Below are 25,178 nucleotides of genomic sequence, written 5' to 3'. Positions count from 1 at the left end.
ATGTCCCCCTCCGATATGGATATGGACCTGATCCTGACGCTGGATGCGTTACTCAGGGACCAGAATATCACCCATGCCGCCGCGCGGCTGGGCATCAGCCAGCCGGCGATGTCTGGCCGCCTTGCGCGCCTGCGCGTGTTGTTTGGTGAGCCGCTGTTTGTCCCTTCCCCACACGGACGTGGGGTGTTACCGACGCCGCGCGCCGAGGGGTTAAGGCCGCAGGTCGCGACGGTTTTGCAGGGTATATCGGCGATGCTTGAACCCACCACGTTTAACGCGCAGAACAGCAACCGCACCTTTGTGATTGCCCTGCACGAGAACCCGGCGCTGATGCTGGGGGCAGAGTTGCAGAATCAGATTAGCAGTGCGGCGCCAGGTATCCGCCTGCGTTTTGCGCTCCCGGAAACCCAACTGCTGCCAGCGCAGATGGAAAATGGCGATGTGGATATTTATGTCGGCGTTAACGCGGTGGCGCACGATGCATGGGTCAGACGCAAGCTGTTTGACGATGAATATGCCACAGCCCAGCGAAAAGGCCATCCGCGCGGTACGAGTCCGATGGATCTGGATAGCTATTGTAGCCTTTCCCACCTGGTGGTTTCATCCGAGGGCGACCCGTTCGCGGGCTTTGTCGATCAGCATCTGGCGGGGCTTGGCCACCAGCGTAACGTAGTGATGTCGACGCAAAGCTATGCGATGGCGCCTGCGATTGTTGCCGGTACCGATTTGCTCTGCACCTTACCCAGACGCATGTTGCTACGGTTTACGCAAACGCTTGATATTTTTCCGCCGCCGCTGGATCTCCCGCCGATCGTCATCGGTATGTACTGGCACCCGAAAAACAGCCAGGATCCGGCTAACCGCTGGCTGCGAGAACAGCTTCTTCAGGCCGCCGGACGTCAGGTATGATCGAGGATACTCATCAATTTTTTCAGCACCTCAGAGCGAATAATCCGGTGGCAAACCAGCGTCAGCTCGCTCTCCCGGAGTCGGTCAAGAATATTCACAAAGACGACGTTTTGTACGCATATCGCCTTCGCTGAAGCCGGCAGCATGGCGATGCCAAACCCTGCCGAGACGAGGCTTATCACCGTGGGGACATCGGTGGCATTTTGCACAACGTCAGGCTGTATGCCCGCGCTGTGGCAGGCATCGTAGAAATATTGCTCCAGCCCCATCCCCTCCGGGTCGCGCAGGGCGATCCACTTCTCCTCTTTCACCGACGCAAGCGTCAGCGCGGCGGAGCCCGCCAGGCTGTGTTGACGAGGTAAGGCCAGCACGGCTTTTTCCGTTGTGAAAGGACGGCTTTGCAGATCGTCAGGCAGCAGCGGTAACGGGGCACGAATAATGGCCACATCCAGCTGGTTGCTTTGCACGCCGGTATAAAGGGTTTGCACATTTCCCGTCATCATGGAAAGGCTGATGGCGGGCCATTTCTCATGTAAAAGCCGCAGCGCGGCGGGCAGCTTACTGTCGAATATCGCACTTGAAACACATCCGAGATTCAGCACGCCCTGTTCTCCTCTGGCCGTCTGTCTGGCATCCAGAATCGCCTGATCGGTCATTAAAATCGCGACTCTGGCTTTACTGAGAAACGCCTCACCGGCTGGCGTCAGCGTCAGGCGACGATTCGCCCGGCTAAAGAGCATTACCCCCAGACGATCTTCAAGCGTTTTTATCTGCTGACTCAGCGCGGGCTGCGCCATGTTAAGGCGCTCCGCCGCTCGATGCATGTGAAGCTCTTCCGCCACCACGATAAAATTGCGCATCAGTCGAAACTGCATACCATGCCTTTATTATTGATAATAAAATTCATATTAAAATAGCATAAATGATGCAATTGATAGCCCTCTTCGTCCGGTTAAGAATGGATGCATTCATCCGAGGGGGGAAAAATATGGAAAACCACATCAACGATCTCAGAAGTGCTATCGAACTGCTAAAACGCCATGAAGGTCAATACCTTGAAACCAGCCATCCGGTCGATCCTGACGCGGAGCTGGCGGGTGTGTACCGGCATATTGGTGCTGGCGGCACGGTAAAACGTCCGACGCGCATTGGCCCGGCGATGATGTTTAACGCTATTAAGGGATACCCCGACTCCCGTATTCTGGTCGGAATGCACGCCAGCCGCGAGCGGGCGGCGCTCCTGTTGGGCTGCGATCCCTCTGAACTGGCAAAACATGTCGGCCAGGCCGTGAAAAACCCGATTGCTCCCGTTGTGGTTCCGGCGGCACAGGCGCCGTGTCAGGAACAGGTGTTTTATGCCGACAATCCGGACTTCGATCTGCGTAAATTGCTTCCGGCACCGACCAACACGCCGATAGATGCCGGTCCGTTCTTCTGTCTGGGGCTGGTGCTGGCAAGCGATCCGGAAGATGCCTCACTGACCGATGTCACTATTCACCGTCTCTGCGTGCAGGAGCGCGATGAGCTCTCCATGTTTCTTGCCGCGGGCCGCCATATTGAAGTGTTCCGTAAGAAAGCCGAGGAGGCGGGCAAACCGTTGCCGGTCACGATCAATATGGGTCTCGATCCCGCTATCTATATTGGCGCCTGTTTCGAAGCCCCTACCACGCCCTTCGGCTACAACGAGCTGGGTGTCGCCGGCGCGTTACGTCAGACCCCCGTCGAGCTGGTGCAGGGTGTGGCCGTAAATGAAAAAGCGATTGCGCGTGCGGAAATTATCATCGAAGGCGAACTGCTGCCGGGCGTGCGCGTAGAAGAAGATCAGCATACCCACACCGGGCACGCGATGCCGGAATTTCCCGGCTACTGCGGGGAGGCTAACCCCTCCTTACCGGTAATCAAAGTGAAGGCCGTCACGATGCGTCATCAGGCGATCCTGCAAACCCTGGTAGGACCGGGCGAAGAGCACACCACGCTGGCCGGTTTGCCAACGGAGGCCAGCATCCGTAATGCGGTGGAAGAAGCCATCCCCGGTTTTCTGCAAAACGTCTATGCGCATACCGCTGGCGGCGGCAAGTTCCTTGGCGTATTGCAGGTGAAAAAACGCCAGCCCTCTGACGAAGGGCGTCAGGGTCAGGCGGCTCTCATTGCGTTAGCCACCTATTCCGAGCTTAAAAACATTATTCTCGTCGACGAAGATGTGGATATTTTCGACAGCGACGACATCTTGTGGGCGATGACGACCCGTATGCAGGGCGATGTCAGCATCACCCATCTGCCGGGGATCCGCGGACACCAGCTCGATCCGTCTCAGGCGCCGGACTACAGCCCCTCCATTCGTGGCAACGGGATCACCTGCAAAACGATTTTCGACTGTACGGTGCCCTGGGCGCTGAAGTCCCGCTTTGAGCGTGCGCCCTTTATGGAGGTAGACCCAACGCCGTGGGCACCTGAACTGTTTAAAAAATAGCGTTAACCGGAAAATCTTCTTCACCCTTCACGGGTGAAGAACCTCACGCTGAAATTGCCGCGTCCCCTGCTTTCTTGTAACCTTTGAGCGTTTATCACATCCCCATAAAAAATGAGACTACCGGACGCCTATGACAGCACATGTTTCCAACGATCCTTTGCATGGCGTAACCCTCGAAATGCAGGTTAACGCGCTGGTTGCGCGATATGGCTGGAATGAACTGGGCAACCGAATCAAAATCAACTGTTTTCGCAAGGACCCGAGTGTTAAATCGAGTCTGAAGTTCCTGCGCCGCACCCCATGGGCGCGGGCGGAAGTTGAAGCCCTCTACCTCGACTCCCTTCACGATGACGGTAACGGGGAACAGGACGAACCGGCGTTTAATCCCTGGACGGATAGCCGGACACCCAGGAGCTAACACGCAAATGATGCGACACGTAAAACGGACTGGCGCGCTGCTTGGCTGCGCGCTTTTACTGGTAAGTTGCACTTCCAAACCACCTAAATCACTCGTAACCCCGCTGCCGCAGGCGAAACCTGTACAGCAGACTAACGAACCCATGCGCGGGATCTGGCTGGCGACCGTCTCCCGTCTCGACTGGCCTCCCGTGTCATCGGTGAATGGCCGTAGCGCGGACCAGCGCATCGCCCAGCAACAGCGGGCGCTGACGGACAAGCTCGATAAGCTGAAAAATCTTGGGATCAACACCGTCTTCTTTCAGGTAAAACCGGACAGTACGGCGCTGTGGGCTTCTAAAATACTGCCCTGGTCAGATACCCTGACGGGGACTATCGGGGAAGATCCCGGTTACGATCCGCTTCAGTTTATGCTGGATGAAGCGCACAAGCGTGGGATGAAGGTTCATGCCTGGTTTAACCCATACCGCGTTTCCACCAACACGAAGCCGTCGACCATCGCCGCGCTTAACCGCACCTCGTCGCTTCATCCTTCGAGCGTGTACGTCCTGCATCCGGAGTGGATCCGCACCTCGGGGGATCGTTTTGTTCTCGACCCGGGCATTCCCGAGGTGCGGGACTGGATAACCCAGGTGGTGATGGAAGTGGTAAATCATTACCCTGTCGACGGCGTTCAGTTCGATGACTATTTTTACACCGAGACGCCGGGCTCCCCCCTGAATGATGCCTGGACCTTCAGGCGCTATGGCGAAGGATTTGCGTCAAAAGCGGACTGGCGTCGACACAATACGCAGCAGTTGATTGTGCAGGTCTCCAGGGCGATCAAGCAGGCTAAACCTGAGGTCGAATTTGGCGTCAGCCCGGCGGGGGTCTGGCGCAATCGCTCCTTCGACCCGGCAGGCTCGGACACGCGCGGCGCCGCAGCCTATGATGAATCCTACGCTGACACGCGCAAATGGGTACAGCAGGGATTACTGGATTACATTGCGCCGCAGATCTACTGGCCCTTCGCCCGCGACGCGGCACGTTACGATGTGCTGACAAAATGGTGGGCTGACGTGGTGAAACCAACCCATACCCGTCTGTATATCGGGATCGCGTTCTACAAAGTGGGCGCGCCTTCCAGAAACGAACCGGACTGGACGGTGAACGGCGGCGTACCGGAGCTGAAAAAACAGCTCGACCTCAATGATTCACTGCCAGACGTTAAGGGCACCATCCTGTTCCGTGAAGACTATCTTAACCAGCCGCAGACGCAGGAAGCAGTAAATTACCTCCGGGGACGCTGGGGTAGTTGACTGAAAAAAGGCAGAAACGTCCTGTTTCTGCCTTTCTTTTTACGGCTTCGGTCCGAACATTGCCTCAAGCTGTTTTGCATCTGGCATACCCACGACCTGTTGCAGTTCGTTTTGCTCATTCAGGTAATAAATAGCCGGTGTGGCATTCGCGCCAAGACTGTCCATGAGCGTCTGGTGATTTTGCAGGATCTCAACGGTTTCCCGGGAAGCCGCAGCTTCAGGTTTCGGCAGCTTTTTACCGCCGGACAGCTCGTACGCTTTCCAGGCCGACACCGGATCTTTCGCATTCAGGATCGCGGAGGCGTTACGCCCGCTGTTCGGGTTAAGAAACGCAACCAGCAGCGTGTTGAGCTGGACCTTGCCAGCCTTCACCCACGGCTGCGCTTCAGCCCAGAACTGCTTGCAGTACGGGCAGTACGGGTCGGCAAAGACGAAGACTTTGCGCGGGGCACTCTCCGCGCCCTCCTTCAGGGGATGCGCCGCATTGAGCTTTTTCCACATCTCGCGGCCCATCGGGGCGTAGATCTCTTTCTGGAAAAAGGCCTCGCTGAGGTTGGTTCCCTTCTCATCATACAGATAGCCAGACACGACGTGCTTTCCGTCAGGGGTCAGAAAGAGCGTCACGCCCATGTCCTGATATTGCCCCAGCCACGCTGGCGCGCCGCCGGGGGCGTCAATTTTCTTAATGATCTTGATGTCCTGCTGTTCACTGAAGTGCTTCACCACATCCGGAAGCGACTCCTCTGCGCTGACCAGCCCCGAAACCATCAGAGCAGAGAGTAACAGCACCTTTTTCTTTGCTAACCGTTGAAGCATAACGACCCCTCTAAAATATTGTTTTTCAGAGTGGTCGAAGTTTATTGCCCTGTCAACGCTTCATAAATATCCTTGAGGCGACTACGCAAAAATCGCACGGCTTTGTGTTTGCGGGATAATAACGCCTGCACACTGTCGCCTGTTTCCTCTGCCAGCACCTTCATGCTGTAGCCCTCAAATTCCGTTTTTTCAAACACCTCGCGCTGAGGTGGCGGCAGTTCCGACAGGGCTTGCCCCAACTCTTCCCATAGCAGCATGTTGAGATACTCCTCTTCCGGCGTTTGCGGTACGCCGAATAACGTTTCTGCAATCTCCTGCTCCGGAAAGTCCTCGTCATCTGCTGTCAGGTACCCCGGCAGTGAAACCTCGTGCTTTTTTCGCGCCCGGTCGATCATCTCATTTCGTGCGGCGCGAAACAGCCAGGCGGCGACGTTCTCGACAGGTTGTTCCACTTTCATCAACTGCCAGGTCACTTCCTGAAGAATATCATCGACATCATCACGAACCGCAGTCCTTCCGCGAATGAAGGCTTTTAGCCGCGTGCGGCAGGCATTGAGTGCCGAGATCAGTAATGATTCCCCCGCCTCACCGGCTTTCATATCGCTCACTCGGCTTCCGGCGCTTTTGCACCGTTATCATCTCGCTTTTCATCCCGGCCATCGTGCCACCGGCAATGACCGTGGCGCCCAAATCCCGCCCGACGCTGCTGAATGAAGGCCTCACGTTGTTCGGGGCTCATATTCATCCATTGTTCGTGCATACGGCGGTGCGCACCGAACATGCCCGGACGGAAACCCAGCCCACCGAAAAGAATGCGGCTCAGCAGCAGGATCCCCAGCGCCTGCCAGAAGCCAATGGCTTTAACCCCCAGGATGGCCGGGAGCAACGCGTTCCACAGGGACATGACCAGCAGGCCAAGCACCACGAACAGGGCTGTGCCAATCACGATGCCCTTACCCATACGATGGCGGCCCAAACCACGCCCGTGACCTTTTCCGTGCATATCAAAATTTCTCATGTGTACCTCGTTTATATTGAATGATTATGGTCTCTGATGAGGTAGACGGATGAGGAACAGAAATATTGCCGGGGAAAGATAAAATTTATGTGATAGCGGCTTTGTACGGATAACAGTAATGGCTGAAGGAGATTGTGCAGCGGCTACATGCAGACATTAAAAAGGCTCCCTCAGGAGCCTCTCTGAACATCACGCCGTAGCAGGCAAACTAAAGCTCGAGATACTCTGGGACAGCTGCTGCGCCTGCTCCTCCAGCGAGGCCGCGGCGGCGGCGGATTGCTGCACCAGCGCCGCGTTCTGCTGGGTCACACCGTCCATCTCCGTTACGGCCTGCCCAACCTGACCAATCCCGCGGCTCTGCTCTTCTGAGGCAACCGAAATCTGTTCCATCAGCATATGCACTTTATTCACAGAGCTGATAATAGAATCAATCACCTCTCCCGAACGATTCACCAGTTGTGCACCGTTTTTCACGCTGGAAACAGACTGGGCGATAAGGCTTTCGATATCTTTCGCCGCCACCGCGCTTTTTTGTGCCAGGGTGCGCACTTCACTTGCTACCACTGCAAATCCTCGCCCCTGCGCGCCAGCACGCGCCGCTTCAACGGCCGCGTTTAGCGCCAGAATATTAGTCTGGAAAGCAATGCTGTTGATGACGCTGGTGATGTCTTCAATACGCTTCGAATTGGACGCGATAGTATTCATCGTTTCGATGACTTCACGGGTTACCGCTTCACCGGTATGGGCATTTTTCACGGCATCCTGCACCAGCTTACCGGCCTGGAAAACGTTGTCGGTGTTATTCGCCACCGTCGCGCTCAGCTCTTCCATGCTGGCGGCCGTCTGGGTCAGGGCCGAAGCCTGTTGCTCTGTACGGGAGGCCAGGTCGATATTGCCGGAGGCAATTTCCTGCGCCGCATGCGTCACGGTGTGGCTTGCGTCGCGCACCTGAGAAATGGTGGAGAGCAGCGCCTGGCGCATCTGCTCCATCGAGGACATCAGGTGATTGATTTCATTCCCGGAATCACGCTTGATCGGTACCGGTACGTCCAGCTTCCCGGCCGCAATCTGGCGACAGTGCTCGCGCGCCAGGTTCACCGGCGCAAAGACCACGCGTTTCATCAGCAGGCTGACGGCGAAGATCACCACCACGAACAGCACCGCAATGCAGGCGATAATAACCAGACCCGACACGAAATTATGACTCGCATCCTCGTTCAGCGTTTTGGCGTACTTCTGGTGAACGGAGAGAACCTGATCGAGCACAATTTCATATTGGCGATCGAGTTGAGACACCACGGGAATAAGAGCGTTGAACCGCGACACATCGTGAGCGGCGGCAGCGGCGATGAGAGGCGCCAGTCCCTGGTTACGGTAGTTTTGCCACGCCTCCTGGTAGGCAGTGACCAGCGGGGCTTCGTCCGGCAAACGCGGCGAGGCCATAAACGCCGAAAATGCACTATCGGCTTTGGTCAGCGCCTCTTTAACCGAGGCCAGTTTCGCAGACGGGTCGGTAGCGTCCCCCGCTTCCACCATTTTCACATACTCCATAACCCTGACGCGCAGGGTTCGGCTGTGGTTAATGGGATCAATAATGGACAGAACCACCTGAATTTCTTTGTTCACATTATCCAGCGAAGTATTACTTTTAATGATGAGCCCAACGCTGGTGATAGTGCTGGCCACAAAGAAGAAAAGCAGGGAAAACAGGATAATCAGGGATGATTTTTTCAACGACATAACACACCTCAGGGATATAATTTCCCTTTGGTTATCGGCTGAATCCAATCTTTAATTAATTAAAGTTATAGATGTACCGCTCATACGTTACCCTGTCACTCCACGGCCTTGTATCGCCGTTGCAGGGTGGCATCCAGCTTACGCTGGATCGGCTCCGGCGTTTCCCCTTCAATCAGTTTGCCAATCAGATCAAAGCAGTGCCAGGCGAGCTGGCGGTTATCCTGACGAACGGTATCGACAGGAATGGTCAGAGAATCATAGAGATAGTGATCGTCAAAGCTGGCCAGACGCATATCGCTTTGCAGCAGATTATGTTGCCCCATATAGCGCAACACCCCTTCCAGCAGACCGCAGGCGGCGGTAAAAAGGGCTTTTGGCGGGCGGCCCAGGCGTGCGCAAAGCTCGGCAAACATTTCGTAGCCGGAGCTCGGATGGTAATTACCATGAATGATCCACTCCGGACGTAACTCGACGCCAGCGTCACGCAGCCCCTGCTTAAACCCTTCCAGACGGTCACGCGTCGGGGAAAGCCGCGGCTGGCCGCCGAGGAAGTAGAACTCATCCGGATGCTGGCGCGCGATGTCGGCCACCAGTGTGGCGGTTGGGGTAATTGAATCGGTGAGGACCAGCGGCAGAGTACTGTCGTTCATATGACGGTCAAAAAGCACAACGGGCAACTGTTCGCTCAGCTTTTGATAGTCCGCGTCGTTGAGCATGCTGGAGGCGACAATCAGCCCGTCCACCTGGCGGGCCACCATGTTATTGACCACCACCGTCTCCTGGCCCGGATTTTCATCGCTACAGGAGATCAGCAGCTGAACACCCGCCTCGCGGCAGAGGGTCTCCAGCTCATGAGAAAAAACGGCAAACCCGTAGTTGGTGATTTCTGGCACCACCAGACCAATGGTGTGGCTGCGGTTGTCCCGCAGCGAACGGGCGTGAATACTGGGCTGATAATGATGTTCTTTGGCAATCGCCAGCACGCGCTCGCGTGTCTCCTCCGCCACCCGAAGCTCTTTGCTGCGGCCGTTCAGCACCAGGCTGGCGGTGGCTTTTGATACCCCCGCGAGCTCCGCGATATCTTTAATGGTGACGCGTTTTGTTTTTCTCACAACGACTTAGATCCGGCTGCCAAAACCTCTATTCTATCATGCAGCTGCGCAGCGACCAGTAGCGTAATGTGATGTCGGACGCACCTTCGAAGCGTACCTGGGCCGGATGGTCAGGAAAATAGCGGCTGCTCATGACGCCTTCACCGTGATTGATGAAAATTTCGACGCTGGAACGGTCACACAGCACGCGTAAATGATGAACAGTGCCCTGCCAGTAGCGGGTCAGCGTGTCTGCGGTTTTCAGACTGGCGCGTTCCAGACGGATCCCCGCATCATCCACAATCAGTCGCAACGCGCCGGCAAAATACACGTTCACGCACGAGGCGCTCAGTTCGAACTCAAGACGCGCTCCCGCCAGCACCGGGGCATCGCTGGCGCGTCCCTGCCAGTGGTGTTCATCCTCGCGCAGCGTTTCCAGCTCACGGACCGGGGTCTGCCAGAGCTTACCGTCGCGGTAGCGCAGCTCGCGAGGACAGGTCATCTGGTGGATCCAGCCGTGCGCCCGCGTAGGCTGGAGCATCTCTTCGCCGTCCGGCACGCCCATCCAGCCGATGAGGAGGCGGCGGCCATCTTCTGCCACCGTGGTTTGCGGCGCGTAAAATTCGAATCCGGCGTCAAGCTCATGCAGCTCGCCGTGCGTAAATGCAGGCGTTTGATAATCAAAGGCCCCGCTCATCCAGACGGCCGGATAGGTGTTGAGATAGCGATGCGGTTCGCGCGCCAGCCCCTGCGGGCAGCAGATCAAGACGTGTGTGCCATCAAGCGCAAACAGATCCGGGCACTCCCACATATAGCCCGCGTCCGTGAGTCCGTTGACGCCGTGACCGGCGATTTCGCCGCAGGGCGCCCAGGTGTGTAAATCGGCTGACGTAAACAGCAGCACCTTGCCGCGCTTATACCGATCCTGCGCCCCGAGCACCATGTACCACTGCCCGTCATGGCGCCACACTTTCGGATCGCGGACGTGCCCGGTATACCCGTCCGGCAGAGGCAACACCGGTCCCAGTTTGGCAAACGTGCCGTCGTCATTTTGCACCGCCAGACACTGCCAGGCGGTGCGGCCGCCATCGTCAAACTTAACGTTGCCGGTATAGCACAGGGTCAGCACACCGTTGTTATCCACGGCGCTGCCGGAGTAACAGCCGTTGCGGTCATACTCTTCGTCAGGCATCAGCGCCATTGGCTCGTGCTGCCAGTGCACCAGATCTGCTGAGCTCCAGTGTCCCCAGCACTTGTAGCGATGATTGCAGCCCAGCGGGTTCCACTGATAAAACAGATGATAGCGTCCGGCAAACCAGATAAAGCCGTTCGGATCGTTCATCAGCCCCGTCACCGGCGCGGGATGCCACTGCGGATAGTGGCTGTCCGCCAGCGCACGCGGCTGGCCTTGCATCACGGCCTGCAATACGGCAGGCCAGCGGGAAGTTAAAGTCATTATTCAGAGTCCGTCTTATATTTCAGCAGCAGAGAGACGGTGAACGCCACGCCAAATGCAATCACCATGCCGATAATATAGTTGAGCAGCGAGCTGGCCTGAACGATAGCCATACCGGGAATCGCGGTCAGGCCAACGGCGGTCATGTAGACATGCACCGACACCACCCAGGCACCGCCCGCCGCACCACCGATCAGCGCCGCGATAAACGGCTTCACAAAACGCAGGTTGATGCCAAAAATTGCCGCTTCGGTGATGCCCAGCATCGCGGAAAACGCCGACGGTAAGGTAATGGCTTTGATTTTAGCATCGCGGGTTTTGAACCACACCGCCAGACACGCCCCGCCCTGCGCCACGTTCGCCATCGCCCAGATCGGCAGCAGGAAGTTAACGCCAATCGACGGATTACCCAGCAGTCCGGCCTCAATAGCGTGGAAGCTGTGGTGAATGCCGGTAATGACAATCACCGAATAGAGCCCACCAAACAACAGCCCGGCCAGCCAGCCCGCGTGGGCAATCAGGGTGCTAAGAATGAAGGAGATCCCGTCGCCCAACGCGCGTCCCGCCGGGCCAATAATCAACAGCGCGATAAAGCCGGAGATAATGACGGTCAGGAACGGCGTCAGGATCAGATCTAACGCATCCGGTATTGCCCGGCGCAGCTGTTTTTCCACAATGCTCATAAACCACACCGCCAGCAGCACCGGGAAGACGGTTCCCTGATAGCCAATCATGGCGATTTCAAGACCGAAGAAGTTCATGGTGTGGAAGCCGGACGCTACGCCCCAGGCGTTGGTCAGCGCCGGATGAGTCAGGATGCCGCCGAGCGTTGCCCCCAGATACGGGTTGCCGCCAAACTCCCGCGCGGCGGTGAAGCCAATCAGGATCGGCAGAATAATAAACGCCGCCGAGCTGCACATATCCAGCATGATATAGAGCGCGTTATCCGGATTAACCCAGCCGTAGGTTTTAACCATCCCCAGCAGGCCCATCAGCAGACCCGAGGCCACGATCGCCGGGATAATCGGCACGAAGATGTTGGAGAGCAGACGCGCGATACGCTGGAACGGGTTCAGCTTGCGGGCCGCAATATCCGCCGCTTCCGATTTACTGGACTCGCTAATTCCTGCCGCCTGAATAAACGCGGCGTAAACCTTATTCACCACCCCGGTGCCGAAGATCACCTGCATCTGCCCGGCGTTGCGAAAACAGCCTTTCACGCCTTCAACCTTGCCGATAGCCTGCTGGTCGGCAAGCGCATAATCGACCAGCACCAGACGAAGGCGCGTGGCGCAATGTGCCGCGCTGGCAATGTTCTCTTTGCCACCGAGCAGCGGAATCAGCTCGCGCGCAATATGATTAAAATCCATAGATACCTCTTCCTGACCTCTTTTTATGGTGTTTGAAACGCCCCCGCGATGCGGGAGCGTGAAGGGTTAAAACCAGGTTTCCATCTGCACCCCAAAGTTCCATTCCCCGCCCGCGTTAAAGCCGCTGCTGCCAAAGGCGTCATCGCTGGCGTAGTTATCCAGCTTGCTGCTCCAGTCCATCCAGGTGGCGAACAGACGCAGCTCCGGACGGCTGAAGAAATCGCCAATCTTGCCCGCCTTTAACGTCGGGGCGAAGGTCAGCTTGTAGAAGCTACCGTTAACCGCATTGCGATCCTTGTAGCCTTCCGGGCTTAAATCCATGTACTGATAGCTGCCCTCGAACGCGAGGGCGAAATTCTGGGTCACCTCTTTGATCAGACGCGTGTTGAGCGTGACCCACTCATAGCTGTCGCCCTTCACGTAGCGGTCCTTACTGCTTTGAGCCAGCACGGCGGGCGCAATGTGCCAGCCACCGCCCAGAGGCGTGACACCGTAACTAGAAAAACGCCAGGTATCGGCTTCTGACAGCAGCGCGCCGTCTGAACCAATGCTTTTCACCTCGGCGCCCAGACCGTGGCCGTAAAGGAGCGCCGTTTTGGCGGAACCTTCCCGCAGGCCGTAGAAGCTCTCGTTATGCAGACCAACCAGCGCATGTACTCCGTTATTGGCCGCGTCGGTTTTAATCGGATCGCCGTTGCTGTCCTTACGGTCGTCGTTATCTTTTGCTCGTAAGCCGCTGACCATCATCTGCACCGGCCCGGCGAAGTGATTCATGCTGAGGATGTAGTTCTGAACGTTGTTGTCGATCTCCTCTTCGCTGCCGAAGTTACGGCCATAAAGGGAGAAGTTACTGCGCAGCGTATCGTTCCACTTCACGTCGTAGACGCCGCCACCGGTCCCGGCGAGAAATACCACGTCGGAATCCAGCCAGTGAATGTCGAAGTTGTCGCGGTCAAAACGCTTACCCGCCCAGAAGGTGCTGCCCTTCAGCGCGCCGGTAAAGTCCGGCAAATTGCCCAGCTCGGCAAAGGCCTGACGAATGTTCAGGTCGCTGCTGTCTGCCGACCAGTCGTTATAGGTTTTCTGACCGTCGGCCAGCATCGCCTTAAAGCGCGTCGTCGCGCCATTCTCCAGCGTCTGTTTGTGCTCAACATTCAGCTCAACGTAGGTATCCGCTTCGTTCCCCAGACGCCCGATGGCCCCGCCCGTTTCCCCGGCGGGCGTCAGATAAGGGCCGCTTTTGCTGCTGGAGGCCGCGTCGTTCATCAGCAGGCCGGAACGGGCGTAACCGTGAAATTCAAAACCGCCTGTCCGGTCGGCTTTTTCTTCCAGCACCGTGGTGCGTTGCGCCACCGCCTGTGTGGAGGTTTGCGCTTCCTGCTGCGCAGCCACCAGCAGCTGTGTTTTCTGTTCCGCTGCCGTGGCGCGCTTTTCAGCAACCTGCGCGCGAGTTTCCGCCTCCTGCAAACGCTGCTCCAGCGCCGCCAGGCGCGCTTCGATACGGGTCATATCCGTCTGGGCAAAAACAGAGGTACTGCCGGCCAGCATGCCTATCATCACGGCAAGTCTGCGTTTTTTATACATTTTGTCGCATCCCTAATAACTATCGGTGAAAGTGCTAAATTGCTAAACCGGTTTAGGCTGGTGATACTAAACCGTTGAATTTTAGATCGGCAATGTTTTTTGCTAAACCGTTTTAGTAAGTGTGATCGAGGCGACAATTCAGGCCGCCGAATGGTGGCCTTGAGAGGTGAATTACAGTTCGTGATGATAAGGCAGCGCGGTCATTGCCCCTTTTGCGGTTGTCGCCAGCGCCCCACAGCGCTGCGCCAGCGTGATGACCTCTGAGAGACGGGCCTGGCCATAACGTGCCAGACCGAACAGTAGCCCTGCGACGAAAGCATCCCCCGCGCCAGTGGTATCAATGCATTCCACGGGTGATGCAGCATAGTGTGTCAACGCGCCTTCCTGCCAGGCGGTGACGCCCTCTTTTCCCTGCGTTACCAGCACCAGCCTGGCCGGACAGGTGCGCATCAGCGCCGCCAGCCCCTCATGGACCTGCGCATTTCCGGTTAAGAACGCCAGCTCTTCCACCGAGATTTTCACCACATCTGCACAGGCTAATGCCCGCTCAAGACACTGACGCAGCTCGACTTCATCGTGCCAGAGATCGGCGCGAATATTGGGATCAAAGCTGACGAATCCCCCCGCCTGTCTGATCGCGGCCATCGCCAGAAACGTCGCGGAACGGCTGGGTTCGGCGCTGAGCGCGATAGAGCAGACGTGCAGCCACTCCCCGGCGCGGAATGGCGGGAGATCGGCAGAGTCGAGGAATAAATCAGCGCTCGGGCGAACCATAAAGGTAAAGGAACGTTCACCGTCGTTATCGAGATCCACCACCACCGTGGAGGTGCGATGCTGCGGATCCAGCCGCAGCCATTCTGTATTAACCTGCTCATCCGCAAGCGTTTTTTGCATAAAATGCCCGAAGGGGTCGTCGCCCACCCGGCCTATAAAGGCGCTTCTGCCGCCCAGACGCGCTACCCCTACCGCGACGTTGGCCGGTGCGCCGCCAGGACATTGCAGCAGTTTGCCCTCTCCGTCGGGCAACAGATCCACCACTGCATCGCCAAGTACCCAGATCGTCTCCATATCACCTTCTTAGCTAAATCATGTTAAACCGGTTTAGCTATTTAAGCACAGGCAGGGTGTCGGGGAAATATGGCGAGGGAAAATTTGCTTAACCCACCCGATGGGGCCAGTGGATATCACCCACGCCATTGAGCTGCGGGCGGGCGAACAAAAAGCCCTGGAAGCGCCGAATACCGGCGTATTCAAGCCAGCACCACTCTTCTATCTTCTCAATGCCTTCTGCGACCAGCGTAATCTCCAGATCGGTGCAGCAGCTGATTATCGACTTCACAATCGCCTGCTTGGGCCCGCTCAGGTGGATATCGCTGACGATCTCTCTGTCGATTTTGAGTTTATCCGGCTGGAACCGCGTGAGCAGCGAAAGACCAGCATAGCCGGAACCAAAATCATCTATCGCCAGCCCAACCCCTTCCGCCCGCAGCTGTTTAATCGCGCTGTTAAACTGGTTGAAGCCTGAAATCATCTCGTTCTCAGTGACTTCAATGATCACCTGCTCCGGCTGTAGATTGTGCTTTTTGATCTGCGTTACCAGGAACTCTACCGCGCCCGGCACGTTAACCAGCGACATTGGCAGCAGGTTCACCGCCAGTTTGTGGCTGCCGATGCCGAGCTTTTGCGCCAGCGCAAAGGTCCAGGCTTTTGTTTGCAGGTCGACTTCGTAAATCAGTTCACGATCGAGACTACGGAAGAAATGCTCCGGGCTGCCGCCGTCGTTTCCGCGTATAAGCGCTTCGAGAGAACTGATCTTGCCTTCGGACGGCTCGACAATGGGTTGCAGCGCAAACTGGCAGGGCTGTCCCGCCAGCAGACCTAACCCTTTACCAAACGGCGCGCGCTCTCGCGAAAGCGTCCATTTATCGGGCTCATAGTCCGAAGCGGGTGGGATAGCGGTTTTACCGGTGATAAAGGTCTGAATGAATTTGAAGACCCGATCCTCAGAAGTCAGATAACTTTCCAGCTTGCTGTAATGCAGAACCGACGCCAGAACCGCTTTCGGGGTCTGAACGTCCAGGTCAAACAGCAGCATTCCCACGTCTTCGAAACGTCTGCGCGGGCCGTAATCGCGCATCAGCTCCACTACGCCGGTATGCCGGTCATCAGCACGGATGGAGTTAAAAAGCGCGACGACGCGCTGTTCCGTGCCTTCGAGAATTTGCAGAACGTCACGTCCACGGGAGAGAAGAATGCCTGAGATGCCCTGCTCCGTGTTACGGATCCTGGCCTGTTCAACCAGCGCGCTTAACGCTGCAGAGGTGCAGGTTAAGCTCAGCTGGCTTCGATAAATGAGAGTTGTCAGCACAGAAACGGGGTCCGGTATGGGGTATACGCCTGAACGGTACTGTTTAACACAGTTCCCCGGTGTGACCTAATCTATTCCACGTTGGGCTTAATTATCACCGATACGGCTGTCGATCCGCGTCTGCATATAGTCGTAGAACGGATTCGACGTCACGCGCATCAGCGCATCTTTGCCGACGCTCAGAACCGATGTTTCTCCCCACAGGGCTATCGTCCCGAGGCTGATACCGTAGCGGTTTTTCACCGCAGGATGGCGGCCATACAGATCGTCATCAGGCGGGAACGGAATAGCAACATGTGACAGGGAATAAACCTCCTGCGGATACGCGACCGACAGCGGCATCACCGTTTCCCGGGTGCTGCCCGCTGGCGTTGTCTTTGCCACCATATCAAACCTGTCGGGGCTGGCATTGGTCACAATTGTGACACTGTAACGTCTTTTTGCCTCCGGCAGGAGGTCAGCCACCGCCGTCCAGGATGATGGCCTGAACAGTGGACGGAAACTCCCGGCCTGGTTGATATCAAAAACCACCAGTTCGCTGCCGTTTGCCGGAAGCTGGTCAAACAGCCCGCTGACCACGGCGCGGGTACTGACCGTTGAATCCATGACCGACTGGAAAGCAAGTATCGGCGGAAGCTGCGCCAGTTTGTGATCATGAACACCGCGATTTATCTGCTCATGCAGCGCCTGGGTAAGCAGCCAGGACTGACGTGCCGCATTCACCGGGAACGAATTGTATTTATAAGGATTATATTCTGGCGAAATGTTGAGCCACGCGGCTTTGGCAAACGCCGGTAACATAGCCGGTAGCCCGGCGAATCCGGCAAAGCGCGCAAACGCCGTGACGCCAATCATCGGTGAGAGTAAAACGATCTGCTCAGGTTGACGCAGTGCAGGCGCATCAAGGGCGTCGAGGGCATATTTCATCGCCAGCGCCCCGCCGTTGGAGTAGCCCACCAGATGCAGGGGGAGATCGTTCCCCGTCAGGCGTGTCGCTTCACGAACCGCGAGGCGCGTTGCCGCCAGCCACGCCTCCCAGTCAACGTCTGTCAGCGCGCCCGGTGCCGTGCCGTGTCCGGGCAAACGAGGCACTACGGCCACAAAGCCGTGCTTTTGATAATTCTCTGCCAGATGCCTGACGCTGTAGGGCGAATCCGTCAGACCGTGCAGCAATACCACCCCCCCGCGCGGCTTTCCGGCAGGCATCAGCACGAACGACCGGTTTGCATCCGGGGAAAAGTGTCCTGGCCACACCAGGCTCTGGCGGTAATAACGGTTCAGCGGCGTGCGCTCTGCGGGGGTGACTTTCGCCGTCACCTCAGCGTCGAGAGCGGTGAAGATGGCGTTTTCCCGCGCGACATACGCTACGAAGGTCGCGTTATCCATCTCCTGCACGGACATTTCATCAGCCCGCCAGGTGTGCCAGTGATGCAGGGCTGGCCCCTGCTGCGAAAGATAAACCCGCACCGAAAGCAGAACGAGCACAATGATCCCGATGACCATCGCTATTTTTTTTGCGAGAGCCATCAGGCGCACGCTGACCCGCCAGGGCAAATTCGCCATGTAAGGCTCCCTCTTTTTTCCCAGAGCTTTCATCTTACCAAAAAATGTGAAGAGGCTGACGTATTCACCAAATAGATACCCTTCAGCCTGCACACTGCACCAAAAGTGAACTACGCTGCACAAATGTTGATCACCCGTTAAACAAATATTGCATTAACTTTGCTGCACAGCGCGTTTTCGCCGCAATGTGAACATGGCACGCGTCCTGCATTGTTAATCCGGTAACAGAAACCCGGCCTTTGACAGCCAGTTAACAGCGAGGCGGTATGACGACCAAACCTGAGGTGTTGAGCCGTATCGAAGCGACCTTTAGCCAGCTCACCCCAAGCGAAAAGCGGGTGGCAAGCTGGATGCTGGCGCACGTCGGGCAGATCCCCTTTGAAACGGCAGAGAGCGTGGCGCTGGCCACGGCCACCAGCGGGATCACCGTCGGACGCTTTCTGCGCAAGCTGGGCTACCGCAACCTGGACGACGCCAAAAAAAGCCTGCGCGATCCCCACCAGCCCTGGGGCATTAACGAGCGTCTCGACTCCTGGAAGCAGCAACAGCCGCTGTCGGATCGCCTTCAGAACTCCCTGTCGCTGGAGGTGGACGCCATTGCCCATGTCTACCAGCTGGCGCAAAGCGAAACGTTCAGGCAGGTGGTCCAGCAACTTACCCATGCCGACGCCGTTTTCGTGCTGGGGATCCAGTCCACGCGCGGGATCGCCAATGCGTTCTTCAGCCATCTGGAGTATCTGCGCCCGCGGGTGAGCTATTCAGAAGGGCTCTCCGGTAGCTGGGTGGAGTCGCTTAACTCCGGCTTTGCGAACCCGTATATCGTGCTGACGGATACCCGCGCCTACTCCGCCATTGCCCGCCAGTACTGCCGCGTGGCGAGCGAAAAAGGCCTGGCGATGGCGCTGATCACCGATATCTGGTGCCCGTGGGCGCGGGATTACCCGATTGATTTACTCCAGGTGAAGACCGATACCGGCCATTTCTGGGATTCGCTGGCGCCGGTGAGCTGTCTGTTCAACCTGCTGCTGTCGGGCGTTGTGGAGGCGCTGGGGGATGCGCTGCCGGAACGTCTGGCAATCAACCGACAACTACAACAAGAGTTTGGTCAATTTGAACGCTAAAGGAGCGGAGCTATGCCTGAAGAGAGTCAACTGATTGATGTGGCGAAAACCTTTCCCACGCTGCATATCGATCTGAAATACGCGACCGCCGATAACATCACTGGCCGCCCGATCTACCAGCACGCCGCGTGCCTGTTGCATACGGATGCCGCCACCGCGCTGGCGAAAGCGATCGGCATCGCCGCGCTGGCCGGTCTGAAGCTGGTGGTTTACGACGCCTACCGCCCCCAGCAGGCGCAGTCGCAACTCTGGGATGCCTGCCCCAATCCGGAATACGTGGTGGATGTCGCAATTGGCTCTAACCACAGCCGGGGCACCGCCATTGACGTCACGCTGATGGATGAACACGACAACGTGCTGGATATGGGCGCCGGGTTTGACGAAATGCACGACCGTTCTCATGCCTGGCACCCTTCCGTTCCGCCTGAGGCGCAGCGAAATCGTCTGCTCCTGAACGCCGTTATGTACGGCGGCGGTTTTGTGGGCATCAGCAGCGAATGGTGGCATTTCGAACTGCCGAATGCCGCCAGCTACCCGCTGTTAGATGACCAGTTCGCCTGTTATCCGACCACACACTCACTGTAATTCTGGAGCCCCGCCATGAAAACAACGCTGCTTACAACCCTGATTGCCGCTACGCTCGCCCTGAGCGCCCCTCTCGCGCTGGCGGCGGTGCCAAAAGATATGCTGGTGATTGGGAAAGCTGCCGATCCGCAAACGCTGGATCCGGCGGTCACTATCGATAACAACGACTGGACGGTGACCTACCCCTCGTACCAGCGTCTGGTGAAATACAAGCCTGGCACCACGGAGGTGGAAGGCGATCTGTCGACGGGCTGGAAGGCGTCTGACGACCAGAAAGAGTGGACGTTCACCCTGGCAGATAATGCAAAATTCTCCGACGGCACGCCGGTGACCGCCGAAGCGGTCAAGCTGTCGTTTGAACGTCTGCTGAAAATTAACCAGGGACCTTCCGAAGCGTTCCCGAAAGATTTGAAAGTGGACGCGGTGGATGAGCATACGGTGAAATTCACCCTCAGCCAGCCGTTCGCCCCGTTCCTCTACACGCTGGCCAATGACGGCGCGTCGATCGTCAACCCGGCGGTGCTGAAAGCCAATGCCGCCGACGACGCACGCGGTTTCCTGGCGCAAAACACCGCGGGTTCCGGACCGTTTATGCTGAAAAGCCGGCGGAAAGGTCAGCAGCTGGTGATGGTGCCCAACCCACACTGGCCGGGTGAAAAGCCGCACTTCAAGCGTGTCTCGGTCAAGATTATCGGTGAAAGCGCCTCGCGTCGCCTGCAACTTTCCCGTGGCGATCTGGATATCGCCGACGCCCTGCCGGTGGATCAGCTTGCCGCTCTGAAGCAGGAAGGCAAAGTGGCCGTGGCGGAATACCCGTCCCTGCGGGTGACCTACCTCTATCTGAACAACAGTAAGCCTCCGATGAATCAGGTGGATTTGCGCCGCGCGGTCTCCTGGGCGACCGATTATCAGGGGATGGTGAAAGGCATTCTCAGCGGGAACGGCAAGCAGATGCGCGGCCCGATCCCGGAGGGCATGTGGGGCTTTGATGCGAACGCCATGCAGTACAGCTTTGACGAGGCTAAGGCCAAAGCGGCGCTGGAGAAAGTCAACGATAAACCGGCCAGCCTGACGTTCCTCTACTCCGATAACGACCCGAACTGGGAGCCTATCGCCCTCTCCACGCAGGCGAGCCTGGGCAAGCTGGGGATTAACGTCAAGCTCGAGAAACTGGCGAACGCCACCATGCGCGACCGCGTCGGCAAAGGTGATTATGACATTGCGATTGGTAACTGGAGCCCGGACTTCGCTGACCCGTACATGTTCATGAATTACTGGTTCGAATCGGACAAAAAAGGGCTGCCGGGTAACCGCTCATTCTATGAGAACAAAGAGGTCGATGCGCTGTTGCAGGCGGCACTGAAAACCACCGATCAGGCGGAGCGCACCAAAGATTACCAGCAGGCGCAGAAAGTGGTGATTGACGAGGCGGCTTACGTTTATCTGTTCCAGAAGAACTATCAGCTGGCGATGAACAAAGAGGTCAAAGGCTTCACCTTTAATCCGATGCTTGAGCAGGTCTTTAACATCGCCACCATGAGTAAGTAACGGCCCACGCCGGGGGGAAGTGTATGACGTTCTGGAGCATTGTGCGCCAGCGCTGCTGGGGGTTAATCCTGGTGGTGGCCGGTGTCTGTATTATTACTTTTATTATTTCACACCTGATCCCCGGCGATCCGGCCCGCCTGCTGGCCGGTGACCGCGCCAGCGATGAAATCGTGCAGGGCATCCGCCAGCAGCTGGGGCTGGATCAACCGCTCTATATTCAGTTTGGCCGCTATGTAGAGGCGCTGGCGCATGGCGATCTGGGCACATCCATTCGCACCGGTCGCCCCGTTGCGGAAGATTTGAAAGCCTTTTTCCCCGCCACGCTGGAACTGGCCTTCTGCTCTTTGCTGCTGGCCCTGGTGATTGGCGTGCCGCTGGGCATTTTATCGGCGGTGTACCGTAACCGCTGGCTGGATCACCTGGTGCGACTGATGGCGATGACCGGCATCTCGACGCCTGCCTTCTGGCTGGGACTGGGAGTTATCGTTCTGTTCTACGGGCAACTGCAAATTCTGCCCGGCGGCGGCAGGCTGGACGACTGGCTCGATCCGCCCGCCCACGTTACCGGTTTTTATCTGCTGGACGCTCTGCTGGAAGGCAACGGCGAGGTGTTTTTCAACGCCCTACAGCACCTGATTCTCCCCTCCCTGACCCTGGCCTTTGTGCATCTGGGTATTGTGGCGCGTCAGGTACGTTCCGCGATGCTGGAGCAACTGAGCGAGGATTATATTCGTACCGCCCGCGCGAGCGGGTTGCCGGGGTGGTACATCGTGCTGCGCTACGCCTTACCCAACGCCATGATCCCCTCCATTACCGTGCTCGGGCTGGCGCTGGGCGATCTGCTGTACGGGGCAGTCCTTACCGAAACCGTGTTTGCCTGGCCGGGAATGGGAGCTTGGGTGGTGACCTCCATTCAGGCGCTGGACTTCCCTGCCGTCATGGGCTTCGCGGTCGTGGTATCGCTGGCCTATGTCTTCGTCAATCTGGTGGTGGATCTGCTGTATCTGTGGATCGACCCGCGAATCGGGCGCGGAGGTGCCGAATGATGTTAACTCAGGAAACGCCCGTCCCTGTCAGCACCGCTAAACAGCGCATTAACTGGGCAAAGCTATTCTGGATGTTACGCAAAAGCCCGCTCACGCTGATCGGCGGGGTGATTATGATCGTGATGCTGCTGATGATGATGGTCTCGCCGTGGATAGTCCCGCACGATCCGAACGCGCTGGATCTGACCGCGCGATTGCAGGCGCCTTCAGCCCAGCACTGGTTTGGCACCGATGAGGTGGGCCGTGATCTGTTCAGCCGCGTGCTGGTGGGCAGCCAGCAGTCCATCACGGCGGGGCTGGCGGTGGTGGTGATTGCGGGCGGCATCGGTTCTCTGCTCGGCTGTTTGTCCGGCGTACTCGGCGGACGCGGCGACGCCATCATTATGCGTATCATGGACATTATGCTCTCCATCCCCTCGCTGGTGTTGACGATGGCGCTGGCCGCCGCGCTCGGCCCAAGCCTGTTTAACGCGATGCTGGCGATTGCGATTGTACGCATTCCGTTTTACGTGCGGCTGGCACGCGGGCAAACGCTGTTGGTGCGCCAGTTCACCTACGTGCAGGCCGCCCGCACCTTTGGCGCATCGCGCTGGCACCTGATCAGCTGGCATATCCTGCGTAACGCCCTTCCGCCGCTGATCGTACAGGCGTCGCTGGATATCGGCAGCGCCATTCTGATGGCCGCCACGCTGGGCTTTATTGGATTAGGCGCGCAGCAGCCGACCGCCGAATGGGGCGCGATGGTGGCCGTGGGGCGTAACTACGTGCTTGACCAGTGGTGGTACTGCGCGTTTCCGGGGGCGGCAATTCTGATCACGGCGGTTGGGTTTAATCTGTTTGGCGATGGTCTTCGCGACCTGCTGGATCCCAAATCAGGAGGGAAGCAGTCATGAGTGATTCCGTATTATCGATTGAAGATTTGCATCTGAGCTTCCCCATTTTTCGCGGTGACGTCCACGCGCTCAACCACGTCTCGCTGGAGATTGGCCGGGGTGAAATTGTCGGCATGGTGGGCGAATCCGGCTCGGGAAAATCGGTCACCGCGATGCTGGCGATGCGCCTGCTGCCGGAAGGCAGTTACCATGTTCACCATGGCCGGGTCACCCTGCTCGGGGAAGATGTCCTGAACGCGTCGGAAAAACAGCTTCGTCAGTGGCGCGGCGCCAGGGTGGCGATGATTTTTCAGGAGCCGATGACAGCGCTTAACCCTACGCGCCGGATTGGCAGGCAAATGGTGGAGGTGATCCGCCAGCATCAGTCGCTTTCCCCCCGCGACGCGCAGCAGAAGGCGATCGCCCTGCTGGGCGAGATGCAAATCCCGGATGCGGCACAGGTGATGGATCGCTATCCGTTTGAGCTTTCCGGCGGCATGCGCCAGCGGGTGATGATCGCCCTTGCCTTCTCCTGCGAGCCGGAGCTGATCATTGCCGATGAGCCGACCACCGCGCTGGACGTGACCGTTCAGCGTCAGGTGCTGCGGCTACTGAAACACAAAGCGCGCGCCAGCGGGACGTCGGTGCTGTTTATCAGTCACGATATGGCGGTGGTGTCGCAGCTTTGTGACCGGATGTACGTTATGTACGCGGGCAGCGTGATCGAAAGCGGCAGCACGCAGACTTTGATCCACCATCCTGTACACCCCTATTCGATTGGCCTGCTGCGGTGTGCCCCGGAAAATGGTGAACCGCGCGAGATCCTCCCGGCCATTCCCGGCACGGTACCTAACCTCAGCCACCTCCCGCGCGGATGTGCCTTTCGAGAACGCTGTTTTGCTGCCGGGGCGAAATGCAGCGAAACGCCGCGCTTAATTTCCACGGGCGCAGAAGGCCAACAGGCTGCCTGCTGGTACCCACAACAGGAGAGACGCCATGTCTGAGGTACTGCTGGAACTGGATAGCGTGCATGTGAATTTTCCTGCGCGCAAAAACTGGCTGGGGCGCGTGACGGAGCAGGTACACGCCCTCAACGGCATGGATCTCCGGATCCATCGCGGCGAAACGCTGGGCGTTGTGGGGGAATCCGGCTGTGGAAAGAGCACGCTGGCGCAACTGCTGATGGGCATGCTCAAACCGAGTACAGGTGCCTGTCAGCGCGCAAATGCGGCAGGCGGTATGCAGATGGTATTTCAGGACCCGCTCTCGTCCCTCGATCCGCGTTTACCCGTCTGGCGCATCATCACCGAGCCGGTGTGGATACAGCAACGCCGCAGCGAACGGGAGCGTCGTCAGCTGGCTGAGACGCTGGCGCAGCAGGTGGGCATTCGAGCAGAATATCTTGACCGCCTGCCGCATGCGTTTTCGGGCGGACAGCGCCAGCGCATCGCTATCGCCCGGGCGCTCTCTTCAGATCCTGACATCATCGTGCTGGATGAACCCACCAGCGCGCTGGATATTTCTGTCCAGGCGCAGATCCTCAATTTGCTGGTTGCCCTGCAACAGCAGCGAAATCTGACCTACGTGCTGATCTCGCACAACGTCTCGGTGGTCCGGCACATGAGCGATCGTGTGGCAGTGATGTATCTGGGGCAGATCGTGGAGCTGGGTCCGGCGGACCAGGTGCTGAGTCAGCCGCGGCATCCGTATACGCAGCTGCTGCTTGACTCCGTTCCCCGTACCGGAGAACCGCTGGACGAAGATCTGGCATTACGCAAAACCGATCTTCCCGGTAATCGCCACCTGCCCGTTGGCTGCTACTTCCGCGACCGCTGCCCGCTGGCGATGCAGGGATGTGAACGGCCGCAGCCGCTTCAGCCCGCAGCCGAAGGCCGAAGCGTACGCT

Annotated in this window: 23 protein-coding genes and 1 pseudogene; 12 read left to right on the top strand and 12 right to left on the bottom strand. The window is 57.7% G+C overall.

From position 1 onward, the window contains the following. Positions 1–909: a LysR family transcriptional regulator gene (locus tag DD606_RS06895; protein WP_129256214.1), complete on the top strand. Its 909-nt coding sequence runs from the start codon at positions 1–3 to the stop codon at positions 907–909. Here DD606_RS06895 and DD606_RS06890 read toward each other — a convergent pair. Continuing rightward, positions 900–1,784, bottom strand: coding sequence for a LysR substrate-binding domain-containing protein (locus DD606_RS06890; protein ID WP_045342960.1), 885 nt, complete (start codon positions 1,782–1,784; stop codon positions 900–902). The genes DD606_RS06895 and DD606_RS06890 overlap by 10 nt on opposite strands. A 113-nt stretch (positions 1,785–1,897) precedes the next feature. Here DD606_RS06890 and DD606_RS06885 point away from each other — a divergent pair, with 113 nt between their 5' ends. From DD606_RS06885 to DD606_RS06875, 3 genes are all read left to right on the top strand, one after another. Next, entirely contained in the window at positions 1,898–3,379 is a 1,482-nt protein-coding gene (locus DD606_RS06885) for a UbiD family decarboxylase (RefSeq protein WP_003857099.1), read from the top strand. Between the two features lie 130 nt (positions 3,380–3,509). Continuing rightward, complete coding sequence (locus tag DD606_RS06880; RefSeq protein WP_003857097.1) at positions 3,510–3,797, top strand: VF530 family DNA-binding protein; 288 nt, start codon at positions 3,510–3,512, stop codon at positions 3,795–3,797. Between the two features lie 7 nt (positions 3,798–3,804). Beyond that, entirely contained in the window at positions 3,805–5,094 is a 1,290-nt protein-coding gene (locus tag DD606_RS06875) for a glycoside hydrolase family 10 protein (protein ID WP_032658450.1), read from the top strand. A 39-nt stretch (positions 5,095–5,133) separates the two neighbouring features. Here DD606_RS06875 and dsbG read toward each other — a convergent pair whose 3' ends face one another. The 11 genes from dsbG to DD606_RS06820 all read right to left on the bottom strand — a co-directional run bounded on the left by dsbG (position 5,134) and on the right by DD606_RS06820 (position 18,100). Then, positions 5,134–5,910 carry a thiol:disulfide interchange protein DsbG gene (gene dsbG / locus DD606_RS06870; protein ID WP_050870584.1) on the bottom strand — a complete coding sequence of 259 codons (777 nt, stop codon included), beginning with the start codon at positions 5,908–5,910 and terminating at the stop codon, positions 5,134–5,136. A gap of 41 nt (positions 5,911–5,951) precedes the next feature. Beyond that, on the bottom strand, positions 5,952–6,509 hold the full coding sequence (locus tag DD606_RS06865; RefSeq protein WP_022651213.1) for an RNA polymerase sigma factor: 558 nt from the start codon (positions 6,507–6,509) through the stop codon (positions 5,952–5,954). A 5-nt stretch (positions 6,510–6,514) separates the two neighbouring features. Further along, positions 6,515–6,928, bottom strand: coding sequence for a hypothetical protein (locus tag DD606_RS06860; protein ID WP_129258396.1), 414 nt, complete (start codon positions 6,926–6,928; stop codon positions 6,515–6,517). Positions 6,929–7,117: 189 nt separating this feature from the next. Beyond that, complete coding sequence (locus DD606_RS06855) at positions 7,118–8,668, bottom strand: methyl-accepting chemotaxis protein (RefSeq protein WP_129258394.1); 1,551 nt, start codon at positions 8,666–8,668, stop codon at positions 7,118–7,120. Between the two features lie 95 nt (positions 8,669–8,763). Then, complete coding sequence (locus DD606_RS06850) at positions 8,764–9,780, bottom strand: LacI family DNA-binding transcriptional regulator (RefSeq protein WP_003857087.1); 1,017 nt, start codon at positions 9,778–9,780, stop codon at positions 8,764–8,766. A gap of 28 nt (positions 9,781–9,808) precedes the next feature. Then, the gene (locus DD606_RS06845) at positions 9,809–11,215 is read right to left on the bottom strand and encodes a sucrose-6-phosphate hydrolase (RefSeq protein ID WP_129258392.1); all 1,407 of its coding nucleotides are present in this window, start codon (positions 11,213–11,215) and stop codon (positions 9,809–9,811) included. Beyond that, positions 11,215–12,585: a sucrose-specific PTS transporter subunit IIBC gene (locus DD606_RS06840; protein ID WP_129258390.1), complete on the bottom strand. Its 1,371-nt coding sequence runs from the start codon at positions 12,583–12,585 to the stop codon at positions 11,215–11,217. The genes DD606_RS06845 and DD606_RS06840 overlap by 1 nt, the downstream gene beginning before the upstream one ends. 66 nt (positions 12,586–12,651) lie before the next feature. Continuing rightward, a complete protein-coding gene (locus DD606_RS06835) occupies positions 12,652–14,169 on the bottom strand; it encodes a carbohydrate porin (protein ID WP_129258388.1) in 1,518 nt (505 codons plus the stop codon). Positions 14,170–14,340: 171 nt separating this feature from the next. After that, positions 14,341–15,237: an aminoimidazole riboside kinase gene (locus DD606_RS06830; protein ID WP_023314175.1), complete on the bottom strand. Its 897-nt coding sequence runs from the start codon at positions 15,235–15,237 to the stop codon at positions 14,341–14,343. Between the two features lie 88 nt (positions 15,238–15,325). Continuing rightward, a complete protein-coding gene (locus tag DD606_RS06825) occupies positions 15,326–16,537 on the bottom strand; it encodes a diguanylate phosphodiesterase (RefSeq protein WP_003857082.1) in 1,212 nt (403 codons plus the stop codon). An 87-nt stretch (positions 16,538–16,624) separates the two neighbouring features. Next, positions 16,625–18,100 (bottom strand): carboxylesterase, encoded by a 1,476-nt coding sequence (locus tag DD606_RS06820; protein ID WP_032658471.1) that lies wholly within the window; start codon positions 18,098–18,100, stop codon positions 16,625–16,627. Between the two features lie 266 nt (positions 18,101–18,366). Here DD606_RS06820 and DD606_RS06815 point away from each other — a divergent pair, with 266 nt between their 5' ends. The 8 genes and pseudogenes from DD606_RS06815 to DD606_RS26680 all read left to right on the top strand — a co-directional run. Next, complete coding sequence (locus DD606_RS06815) at positions 18,367–19,221, top strand: MurR/RpiR family transcriptional regulator (RefSeq protein WP_022651219.1); 855 nt, start codon at positions 18,367–18,369, stop codon at positions 19,219–19,221. A gap of 12 nt (positions 19,222–19,233) precedes the next feature. After that, a complete protein-coding gene (gene ddpX / locus DD606_RS06810) occupies positions 19,234–19,806 on the top strand; it encodes a D-alanyl-D-alanine dipeptidase (protein ID WP_003857079.1) in 573 nt (190 codons plus the stop codon). A gap of 15 nt (positions 19,807–19,821) precedes the next feature. Continuing rightward, a complete protein-coding gene (locus tag DD606_RS06805) occupies positions 19,822–21,354 on the top strand; it encodes an ABC transporter substrate-binding protein (protein WP_129258386.1) in 1,533 nt (510 codons plus the stop codon). Positions 21,355–21,377: 23 nt separating this feature from the next. Further along, complete coding sequence (locus DD606_RS06800) at positions 21,378–22,400, top strand: ABC transporter permease (protein WP_003857077.1); 1,023 nt, start codon at positions 21,378–21,380, stop codon at positions 22,398–22,400. Beyond that, positions 22,397–23,293, top strand: coding sequence for a D,D-dipeptide ABC transporter permease (ddpC, locus tag DD606_RS06795; RefSeq protein WP_003857076.1), 897 nt, complete (start codon positions 22,397–22,399; stop codon positions 23,291–23,293). The genes DD606_RS06800 and ddpC overlap by 4 nt, the downstream gene beginning before the upstream one ends. Next, on the top strand, positions 23,290–24,276 hold the full coding sequence (locus DD606_RS06790) for an ABC transporter ATP-binding protein (RefSeq protein WP_129258384.1): 987 nt from the start codon (positions 23,290–23,292) through the stop codon (positions 24,274–24,276). Before ddpC ends, DD606_RS06790 begins: the two co-directional genes overlap by 4 nt. After that, positions 24,269–25,114 (top strand): annotated as a pseudogene (locus DD606_RS06785) (oligopeptide/dipeptide ABC transporter ATP-binding protein); the annotation flags it as partial. The gene DD606_RS06790 and the pseudogene DD606_RS06785, both read left to right, overlap by 8 nt. Continuing rightward, positions 25,083–25,178, top strand: a 96-nt coding sequence (locus DD606_RS26680) for a hypothetical protein (RefSeq protein WP_368853787.1), incomplete at its 3' end; no start/stop codon positions are given. The pseudogene DD606_RS06785 and the gene DD606_RS26680, both read left to right, overlap by 32 nt.

This window comes from Enterobacter cloacae complex sp. GF14B, assembly GCF_004136805.1.
In the GTDB taxonomy this organism is placed as follows: domain Bacteria; phylum Pseudomonadota; class Gammaproteobacteria; order Enterobacterales; family Enterobacteriaceae; genus Enterobacter; species Enterobacter hormaechei_C.
This window is presented reverse-complemented; position numbering and strand designations above follow the sequence as displayed.